The sequence below is a fragment of the Thiomonas sp. TH-17 genome, from assembly GCF_057473305.1.
This window is the reverse complement of the sequence record NZ_JBYCKI010000088.1, coordinates 1-9966: the sequence shown is the minus strand read 5'-3', so window position 1 is coordinate 9966 and position 9966 is coordinate 1. Positions and strand designations below refer to the sequence as shown.

9 protein-coding genes and 1 pseudogene are annotated in these 9966 nt (G+C 62.7%); 1 reads left to right on the top strand and 9 read right to left on the bottom strand.

Going from position 1 to position 9966, the window contains the following annotated elements; genetic code table 11:
* From AC2VLV_RS05735 to AC2VLV_RS05715, 5 genes are all read right to left on the bottom strand, one after another.
* Window positions 1–787: FAD-dependent oxidoreductase (locus tag AC2VLV_RS05735; RefSeq protein WP_486989061.1), on the bottom strand; the 787-nt coding region annotated here is incomplete at its 3' end.
* Between the two features lie 121 nt (window positions 788–908).
* On the bottom strand, window positions 909–2018 hold the full coding sequence (locus AC2VLV_RS05730) for an ABC transporter permease (protein ID WP_486989060.1): 1110 nt from the start codon (window positions 2016–2018) through the stop codon (window positions 909–911).
* A 4-nt stretch (window positions 2019–2022) separates the two neighbouring features.
* Window positions 2023–3138, bottom strand: coding sequence for an ABC transporter permease (locus AC2VLV_RS05725; RefSeq protein WP_486989059.1), 1116 nt, complete (start codon window positions 3136–3138; stop codon window positions 2023–2025).
* A 13-nt stretch (window positions 3139–3151) separates the two neighbouring features.
* The gene (locus tag AC2VLV_RS05720) at window positions 3152–4972 is read right to left on the bottom strand and encodes an ATP-binding cassette domain-containing protein (RefSeq protein WP_486989058.1); all 1821 of its coding nucleotides are present in this window, start codon (window positions 4970–4972) and stop codon (window positions 3152–3154) included.
* Entirely contained in the window at window positions 4956–5993 is a 1038-nt protein-coding gene (locus AC2VLV_RS05715; RefSeq protein WP_486989057.1) for an HlyD family secretion protein, read from the bottom strand. Before AC2VLV_RS05715 ends, AC2VLV_RS05720 begins: the two co-directional genes overlap by 17 nt.
* A gap of 148 nt (window positions 5994–6141) precedes the next feature.
* On the opposite strand from AC2VLV_RS05715, the gene AC2VLV_RS05710 reads away from it, so the two are divergent.
* Window positions 6142–7554 (top strand): TolC family outer membrane protein, encoded by a 1413-nt coding sequence (locus AC2VLV_RS05710; protein WP_486989056.1) that lies wholly within the window; start codon window positions 6142–6144, stop codon window positions 7552–7554.
* Between the two features lie 18 nt (window positions 7555–7572).
* Here AC2VLV_RS05710 and AC2VLV_RS05705 read toward each other — a convergent pair whose 3' ends face one another.
* From AC2VLV_RS05705 to AC2VLV_RS05690, 4 genes and pseudogenes are all read right to left on the bottom strand, one after another.
* Window positions 7573–8352, bottom strand: a complete 780-nt coding sequence (locus AC2VLV_RS05705) for a Crp/Fnr family transcriptional regulator (RefSeq protein ID WP_486989055.1) — start codon at window positions 8350–8352, stop codon at window positions 7573–7575.
* Window positions 8353–8433: 81 nt separating this feature from the next.
* The gene (locus AC2VLV_RS05700) at window positions 8434–8883 is read right to left on the bottom strand and encodes a universal stress protein (protein WP_486989054.1); all 450 of its coding nucleotides are present in this window, start codon (window positions 8881–8883) and stop codon (window positions 8434–8436) included.
* Window positions 8884–8934: 51 nt separating this feature from the next.
* Entirely contained in the window at window positions 8935–9321 is a 387-nt protein-coding gene (locus tag AC2VLV_RS05695) for a translational machinery protein (RefSeq protein WP_486989053.1), read from the bottom strand.
* A 61-nt stretch (window positions 9322–9382) separates the two neighbouring features.
* Window positions 9383–9966 (bottom strand): annotated as a pseudogene (locus AC2VLV_RS05690) (plasma-membrane proton-efflux P-type ATPase); the annotation flags it as partial.

Sequence of the window (9966 nt, the reverse complement as noted above, 5' to 3'; positions counted from 1 at the left end):
GCACGTGATAGCCATCGCCCTCGCGCGCGATGCTCAGCACCTGCGCGGAGCGTTCGATGCGCACGCGCTGCGACAGACTGGCGTGCCGAAAAGACGCCAGCTCGGCGTCGAAGCCGGGCAGCACCTGAGGCGCATATTCGAGAATGCTGCACTCGGCGCCGAGGGCCTGCAGCATCGACGCCGTCTCCACCCCGATGTAGCCACCACCGATGATGACGAGGTGTTGCGGCAGCGGCAGATCGGCGCCGAGGCGGAACAGATCGTGCGAAGTCGGCACCAGTTCGGCCCCGAGTATGGGCAGGCGCGCGGGAGCCGAGCCGGTGCCGAGGATCAATTGGCGAAAGCGTACTTCGCGCGAGCCGCTGCCATCGCCGGCATCGATGCGCGCGCGATCCGGCGCGACGATCACCCCGCGCCCCTGCACGAAGGCGACGCCGCCCGCAGCGATCTCGCGCGCATGCTGCGCGTAGCGGGTGTTCTGCACACTATCCTTGTGCGCCAGCACCGCGCCCCAGTCCACCGCGGGCTTGCTGCCGCGCAGACCGAAGCCGTCGAATTTGTCCGCCAGACCGCGCACCAGCGCCGCCTCGCGCACCGCCTTCGAAGGCACGCAGCCCTCGGCCAGACAGTCGCCGCCGAGATTGCCGATGGGGTCGACCATCAGCACCGACCGCCCGGTCTGGGCGAGAAAAAAGGCCCCTGGATACCCGGCGCCACCCGCGCCGAGCACGAGCACATCCACGTCGTTGCCCAGGGCGGTCAGCGGGGTTAGAAATTGGAGTGCCATTCTGTCCTCCGACTCAATGCAGAATGCCAAGCATTGGATTGCGGCGGCGCAACATAGCGTTTGATCAGCATCAAGGCCGCCAAATCTGCGAATGTCAGACTCGCTCCAAAATGCAACGCGGCTATCCCGTGCGGTGACGGAACAGCCAGGCGGCAAATCCCATGCTGGCGACGCCGATCAGCGCCAGCGGCCAGTACTGCGACATCAGGTCGCCCACGCCATAGCCTTCGAGATAGACCCCGCGGGTGATGATGAGGAAATACCGCATCGGGTTGATGTAGGTGAGCAACTGCACCGCCTCGGGCATATTGGCGATGGGTGTGGCAAAGCCGGAAAGAATGATGGACGGCACCAGGAACATGAACACGCCCAGCAAGCCCTGCTGCTGGGTCACGGCGATGGACGAGATCATCAGCCCGATGCCGGTGGCGGCGAGCAAAAAGAAAAACAGCCCGATGCCCAATGCCAGCACGCTGCCCACAAACGGCACGCCGAACCAGAGTATGGCGACGATGGCGATGAAAGCGGCCTCCAGTCCGCCGATGATGAATCCCGGCAAAGCCTTGCCCAGCAATATTTCCACCGGCCGCAAAGGGGTGACCAGCAGTTGGTCGAAGGTGCCCATCTCGCGTTCGCGCGCCACCGACAGACCGGTGACCAGCAAGGTGACCACCAGGGTGAGCAAGGCGACGATGCCCGGAAGAATGAACCAGCGCGACAGCAGATTGGGGTTGAACCAGGAGCGAATTTCCAGCCTCGCCGGCGGGCCGCGCCAACCGTGTTGCGCAGCCCATTGCTCATTGAAACCGAGCAGCACGCTGTTGGCATCGTTCAGCGCGAGCGATGCCGTGTTGGAGTCTCGGCCGTCAACCAATAGTTGCACCGTGGCCGGTTGATGGCGCAGCAGGTCGCGGGTGAAGTGCGGGCCGATGTGCAGCACCAGCAGCGCATCCTTGTTGTCGATCTGCGGAGCGATCTGAGCATCGTGGGTGATGGTGGCCACCTGGCGGAAGGTGTCCGTGCCGGAAAAGCGCGCGATCAGTTCCCGCGAGGCGTAGCCCGGGTCTTCGTTGTAAACCGCGTAGGGAATGTGGTTGAGGTCGAAGCTGGCGGCATAGCCGAACACCAGCAGCTGGATGAGGGGCGGGCCGATCAGAACCGCGCGGCTGGCCTTGTCGCGCAGCAGCATGAGCAGTTCCTTGATGACGAGTGCGACAACTCTGGCGAACATGTTTTCAGTCCAGCCTCTTGTGCGATTTGCGCAAGGCGATGCCCATGAAAATCACGCCCATCAGGGCCAGCGCGGTGCTGTTGGTCAGAATCACCGGCCAGACATCGCCGGCCAGAAAAACCGTCTGCAGGATGCCCACGAAATAGCGGGCGGCCACCAGATGCGTGAGGAACTGCACCACCGCCGGCATGGAGTCGATATCAAAAATAAATCCCGACAGAATGAAAGCCGGTAGGAAGGTGACGATGACCGCCACCAACGCGGCCACGAACTGGCTGTTGGCCAGAGTGGAAATCAGCAGCCCCATCGCCAGCGCCACCAGCAGGAACAGCGCCGAGCACAGCACCAGCAGCCACAGGCTGCCAACCAATGGCACCGCGAACAACCACACCGCCATGGCCACCGACAGCGCCATGCCCCCCATGCCGAGCACGAAGTAGGGAATCAGCTTGCCCAGCAGGATTTCCGCCATGGTCACCGGGCTGGCCATGAGCGCTTCCATGGTGCCGCGCTCGCGTTCGCGCGCGATGACCAGCGCAGTGAGCAAGGCGCCGATCAGGGTCATGATGACGGCAATCAGCCCTGGCACCAGAAAGTCGCGGCTGCGCACCGCGGGGTTGAACCAGATGCGGGCCTGCACGCTGACAGGCATGAGCAAGGGCCTGCCCTGCTGCTCGGCCTCAAGCTGCAGCCAGTTTTGCCAGACGCCTTGCAGATAACCCTCCATGATGCGGGCGTTGTTGGCGTCCACGCCGTTCATCCACACTGCCACGGGGGCGGAGCGGCCGGTGAGCGCCAGACGTGTGAAATCGCCCCGCAGCCAGACAATGCCGTCCACCTGACGGGTCATCAGGGCATGGCGGGCGGCGGCGATGTCGGCATAGGCCTTGGGCGCGAAAAAAGCCGACTGCTGCAGCCCGCCGACAAAACTGCTGGTCTGCGCGCTGGGCTGATCGACCACCACCGCCAAAGGCACGTCGCGGGCATTGAGCGACACGCCATAGCCGAACAACAACAGCAGCAGCACCGGCAAGACAAAGGCAATGGCGATGGCGGAGGGGTCGCGGATGATCTGCAGAGACTCCTTGCGGACCAGGCCCCGCAGGCGTTGTCGGTTCATCGGCCGGATCTCCTCATGCAGCGCGGCGAATCTGCGCCTCGTGCGACTGAATCAGGGCGATGAAGGCGTCTTCCATCGTCGGATCGGACAGCGCATCGGTGCGAATGCGCCCGCGAATCTCGCGGGGCGTGCCAAAAGCCAGAATCTCGCCCAGCGACATCAGCACCAGATGATCGCAATATTCCGCCTCGTCCATGAAGTGGGTGGTGATCATGACGGTCACCCCCGATTCGGCCAGATGGTTGATGCGCTGCCAGAACTCGCGCCGCGCCAGCGGATCGACGCCGGAGGTCGGCTCATCGAGAAACAGAATAGACGGTTCGTGCATCAGCGCACAGGCCAGCGCCAGCCGCTGTTTGTATCCCAGCGGCAGGTCCATGGCCTCGGCATCGGCATACTCGCTCAGGTCGAACTCATCAAAGGCCCAGGCCAGCCGCTGTTTGCGTCGTGCACCGCGCAGGCCATAGGCCGAGGCGAAGAAATTCAGGTTCTGACGCGCACTGAGATTGCCGTAAAGCGCAAACTTCTGCGACACATAGCCGATGCGCTCGCGCGCGTCTGCGCGAGCCGTGCGCAGGTCGGCGCCCGCAACGCGCAGCGTGCCTGAAGACGCCGGCAGCAGTCCGCAGAGCATGCGAAATGTCGTGCTCTTGCCCGCGCCATTGGCGCCAAGCAAACCGAAAATCTCGCCCTTCCCCACCGTGAAGCTGATGCCCTCGACCGCCTGAAACGCCCCGAAAAAGCGGCGCAACTCTTTCACTTCAATCACGGTTGGCGCCGCTTCATCGGGTTTGGCAGCAATGGCAGCAATGGCGGCATTAGCGACAGTAGCGACAGCCGCCTCAACCTTGGGCGCAGCCTGCGTCTGCGGGGAAGGCAGGCCCGTGTGCAACAAACTGACGAAGGCATCCTCGAAACGCGGCTCGACGGCCTGCCAGTCTTCGCCAGCTTGCTGCAGGGGCTGGGTGTCCTGCAACACCACCCGCACCCCTTCGGCCTGCACCAGCGCATCGACCACTCCGGCACGCGCATGCAGCGATTCCTGCAAAGTGCGGCGATGCCATTGCGCATGACGCACCAGAAATACATGGCCTTTCAAGGGCGCACGAAAAGCCAGGGGCGGCTGATGCGCCAGCACATTGCCCTCGTGCAGCAGCACGATGTCGTCGCACTGCTCGGCCTCATCGAGATAGGCGGTGCTCACCAGCACGGCGACATTCTGGCTGCGCAACAGTTTGATGATGCTCCAGAGCTCACGCCGCGAAATGGGATCGACCCCCACAGTAGGCTCATCGAGCAGCAGCAGGCGCGGCGCGCGCAGCAGGGTGCAGGCCAGCCCCAGCTTTTGCTTCATGCCACCGGAAAGCGCCCCCGCGCGCCGATGCGAAAACGGGCCGAGCGCGGTGAGCTTGAGCAACTCGTCGAAACGCTGTTGCCGCGCTGTGGCTTTCAAGCCCTGCAGATCGGCATAGAGGTCGAGATTCTCCTGAACGGTGAGGTCTTCATATAGGCCGAAGCGCTGCGGCATGTAGCCGATCATCTGCTGAATGGCCGAGGCCGCCTGCCGCACGTCCAAGCCCAGCACCCGCACCTCGCCCGCACTGGGCAGCAGCAAGGCGGCGGCAAGGCGGATCAGCGTGGTCTTGCCTGCGCCGTCCGGCCCGAGCAGGCCGGTGATGCGGCCCTGTTGAATGCGCACATCGACGCCCTTGAGGGCATCGACCACGCTGCTGCCCTGCCTGAACTGCTTGTGCACCGCCGACAATTCGAGCGCCACATCAGCCGGTAATTCAGCCGACTGTTTCTGAGGCGCTGTCTCAGTGTTGGCAGACATGCTCGGGAACCGATTGCGGCGCGTTGTTCAACAAAGGCACCTGCACGGTAACCGGCATGCCCAGGCGTAGTTTCTGATCGGGATTGCAGGCATACACCCGCACCCGATACACCAGTTGCGCACGCAACTCGGTGGTCTGAACCGACTTGGGTGTGAACTCCGCCGTGGGAGAGATATTGCCGATCCAGCCCTTGAACGGCTGGCCGGGAAAGCTGTCGGTCAGAATGTCGGCGCGCATGCCCGGAGCGATTTTGCCCAGCTCGGTTTCCGGCAAATAGGCGCGCACCCAGACCGGGTTGTTCACCGCGATGGTCATCACCGGAGTTTGCGGCGCGGCCATATCGCCCACCTCCAGAATGCGGTTTTCCACCACACCATTCTCGGGCGAATACAGCACCGCATCGGTCAGTTGGCGCTGGGCCAGTGCGAGCGCAGATTCATCGGCCTTGACCATCGCCTCAGCCGCGGCGATGTCTTCCTTGCGCGGCCCCTGCAATGCCAAGCTCAGCGCCTGGCGCGCACGCTGCACACCGGCGGCCGCCGTGTCGAGTTGCTGGGTGACGTTGTCCAGACTTTGCCGGGGCAGGAAGCCCGATTCCACCAGCGTCTTTTGCCGCGCATAAGTGGCCTTGGCGTTGGCCTGCGCGGCCTGCGCAGCGTCCACCCCGGCGCGCGCTTCATTGATTTCCTGCGGACGGCTGCCCGCCTTGAGTTTGGCCAGCACGCTTTGCTGCGCGAGCAATGCCGCCTGCGCGCGGTTCACCGCATCCTGGTAGCGCACCGGGTCGATGCGGGCCACCACTTGCCCCTTGCGCACGGCATCGCCTTCCTGCACCAGAAGTTCGGATACCCGCCCGGCATCGTTGAACGCGAGCTGTATCTGCCGAATATCGATATTGCCGTAGAGGGTGAGCGTGTTCGAGACCGGTTTCGCCCGCTGGCTCCACCAGTAAGCGCCACCGGCAATGAGCACGACGATGAGCAACACCACGATGATCAAAGGCCGCTTTTTGTTTTTCATGGGAGTGCGAATGACTGGGTTGATACGGGCGAGCGGACTGCTTTTTCATTGTCGCGCCAGCTTGCCGCGCGGCCATGATTTACATCAATCAGGCCTGTGCCGTGGGGCGTAGCATCAACCGCAACCCTCCTCTCCCTCAACACCCCCGATGGCAACGTCTGTTTCCACTGCCCGCCGCTCCGCGCGGCGCCTGCGTCACGTTCACCTCATACGCATTGGCTGTTTCATCAGCGGCGTGGTCGGCTTCGGCCTGGCCTTTGCGGGAACGTCCAGCGCAGAAACCCTGGCGCAGGTCTTCACGCTGGCGCAACAGCACAACCCGGCGCTACGCAGTGCACAGGCAAACTATCAGGCCGCCTTGTCCGGCGTGCCGCTGGCGCGGTCGAAGCTGTTGCCGCAACTGGTGGCGGGCGCCAATCTGAGCGCCAATGCGCAGGACAACAGCGACAACCCGCTGCTGCAGAAATTCGGCATGCCCACCCAGTGGAACTACACCTCGCGCGATGTCAATCTGGTGGCCACGCAGGCGCTCTATCAACCTGCCGATCATCTCGGCGTCGAACAGGCGGATGTCGCCGCGCGCATCGCCTACCTGAAATTCGTGCAGCAAGACCAGGATCTGATGCTTCAGATCGCCGTGCGCTATTTCGACGTGCTGGCCGCGCAAGACAGCCTGCATTCGCTCCAAGAACAGCAAAAAGCGGTGACGCAACAAGTCAACTCGGCACAGGCCAATTTCGACGCGGGCAACGGCACCATTGTCGATGTGCGCGATGCCCAGGCGCGCGTCGACCTCACCGCCGCACAAGTGCTGGCAGCGCAAAACCAGCTTCAACTCACGCGCAACAGCCTGCAACAGTTAGTGGGCGCCGCCGTGCAAACGCTCGCGCCCCTGCCCAGCAGCACGGCACTGCAGGCGCCGCTCGGCGACATGCACGCGTGGAGCCGCAAGGCCGAAGAACACAACCTCGGCGTCGATGAGGCGTTATTGGGCGTGAAACTGGCGCAACTCAACGCGAAAAAGGCCGACACGGGCTATCGGCCGTCCGTCTCCGCCTATGCCCGCCTCGACCACAACGCGACTACGGGCGGCAGCCCGCTGTTTCCCTTCAGCAACCGCGCCAACGTCGCCAGCGTGGGCGTACAGATGCGCTGGCCGTTGTTCACCGGCTATGCGGTGCAAAGCGATGTCGAACAGACCGCGCATCTGCTTGAAAAATCGCAATCCGATCTGGATTCGGCCCGCCTCGCCGCCGCGCAGGAAGCACGCGCCGCTTACCTCAGTGTGCAATCCGGGCTCGCACAGGTGAAGGCGCTCGACGCGGCCATTGCCTCCAGCCGCAGTTCGCTGCAGGCGAATGAAACCGGGTTCAAAGTAGGAATGCGGGTGAACATCGACGTGCTCAACGCGCTGTCGCAGCTCTACGAAACCCAGCGTCAGACCGACAAGGCGCGTTATGACGTGCTGGTCAACACACTGCGCCTGAAGAGCGCGGCAGGTCAGCTCGACCGCCGGGACATCGACACCCTGAGCGCCCTGCTCGAACCATCCCGCCAGTAAAACAAGGGTTGATCTAAATCACGCCAACTTGAGCGTGGCACGTTTGGCTGCGGGCTTGCGGCAAGACGATGTGGGCAGAGTCACGACCCCGTCGAGCCAGACGCGCAATTGGTCTTCACGCAAAACCTCGATCAGCCGCTTGTCCACCCGCACCACGCCCAGTTCCTGCAGGTGCGAGAGAAGACGGCTGATGGTTTCCATGCTCAGGCCAAGATAGCTGCCGAGTTCTTCTCGGGTCATCAGCAACTCGAACTGATCGGACTCTTCCCCGGCCTGGCGCAATTGCTCCTGCCTGTGCAGCAGAAAGCTGGCGATTTTTTGCGTGGCGCTCATGCTGCCGAGCCTGAACTGGTCGTGCTCGGCCCGCGCGAGGCTCTCGGACACATAGGTCAACAGATGATCGAGCAAGATACGGTCAGCGCCAACGATGGACTGCACCGCAGCCATCGGAAACTCGCAGATCAACGAGGGCGCCAGCGCGACCAGATCGGTCGTGTAGCGTTGCTGGGCAAACCCGCTCAAGCCCATCAATTCGTGTGCGTAGTGAAAGCAGACGATCTGCGATTGCCCGTCTTCACCAATCTCTACCGCCTTGAACCCGCCGCTCACCACCAGATAGAGGTGTTTGAACGGCATGCCGCTGTGCACCAGGGTTTCACCCCTGCTCAATTCCAACGTCGCCTCGGCGGCTTCGGTCACGCGCTGCCGCAAGACCGCGTTCAGGTCTGCAGGCAGATGGCCGTCGCAGGGGTGCGGATGATGCGTGCGGAAATGAGCCGGAATGGGATGGCGTTTCATGTGCGAATCCAGTGAATTCGCGCATCCTAACAAGGCCTTTCCAGAAGAATGTGACCAAAGGTGCGCCGCGTGTTGGTCAAATCAGACCTTGGGTTCGCCCGCGTGCACGATCAACACCGGAACCGTGCTGCGCTGCGCCACGCCTTCGGCCACGCTGCCCAGAATCAGGCGGCGCACGCCGCTGCGGCCATGGCTGCCGATGACGATCAGATCGGCGCCCCAACGATGCCCTTCTGCCAGGATGGCATCGGCCACACGCGGCAAGGTCTGCGTGGTTTCCACCACGGCGGAGCTGACCTCCATGCCCGGAGCACGCGCTTCATTGACCCAGCGGTCGAGCAATAGCCGGGCGTCGTTGCCCAGCACATTGAGAAACTCCGGGGAGGAACTCAGCAGTCCGTTCGCCTCCACCACCACCACGAAACGAAGGGCGGCCTGCTGGTCGCGCGCCAGCGCAGAGGCCTGGGCAGCGGCCGATTGCGCGGTCTGACTGGCGTCTATGGGAACCAGGATTTTTTTGTAGGTGGACATGATGCCTCGTCGGGTGAATAAAACAGAAACACAAAAAGAAAGGAAACCCCATCAAATGCCGAGCATCTGGTCTTTGGCTTTGAAGTAATGCCGGGCGTGGGCGACGAGCTGAGCGTCGGTCGGATGATCGGCCGACTCCATACCCAGCACATGCTCGGCCACAGCGGGATCATGATGCTGCAGATGCTTGAACAATGCCAGCTTGGCCTGCCCAGGGCCGGTGATGAGCACCTCGGGAATGCCGACCAGGGCTTCTGCCACCTGGTGATAGAAGTGCTGGTCTTCAGGCGCGCGGCCGCTGCCGATGACGCCGCTCATGACGTGCAGATGCGGATGCTCCTTGGGCATGATGATGGATTTTTCGATATCAGCCGGATCGATGAACAGCACGCGAGCCTGAGCATGATCGACCCAGACGACGGCATGACGATGTGCCATGATGAAACTCCCTTTGAAAGTGAATACGCAAGAACGACGTTAGCAGCGCTTATCCGCCATTTCATTGACCTGGCTTGAATGTGCGCTGTTTGAGCAGATGCAAAAAGCTGCGATGCCGCGGCGTGCTGCGATCGAAGTGGCGATAGACCGCCAGTTTGGCCTGGTCTTCGACGAAGGCCCAGAAGATGCAATACACCCAGATCAGCCCCACCGCCGACCAACTGATGGGCGCGATCAGCCCCATGGGGAAAACTACGAACAAGGTCGCCAGCGCCTTAGTGAGAATGGCCGACCACAGCAGCGCGGGCGACGGCCAGGGCTTTTTCCAGAAGGCTTTTTTGCTGCGCGCGACAAACAGGGTGAGGTGCCCGGAGACCGCCAGCTTGAGGAAGATGAAGGTCTGGATGCTGCCCATGTCGAGCTTCATCACATCGTGCGCGAAGCTCAGCAGCAGCAGGGTTTCGCCCACGCCGATCAGCCCCAGCACGGTGGACACGGTAATGACGCGCCGCATGTCCCAGCGCACCGGCTGCGGATCGACCTCGGTGCGGTCGTAGGCGATGGTCATGATGGGCACGTCGTTGAAGAAGGCCAGCAAAATGATCATGATCGCGGTGATCGGGTAGAAGTTGTAGGCCAGCATGG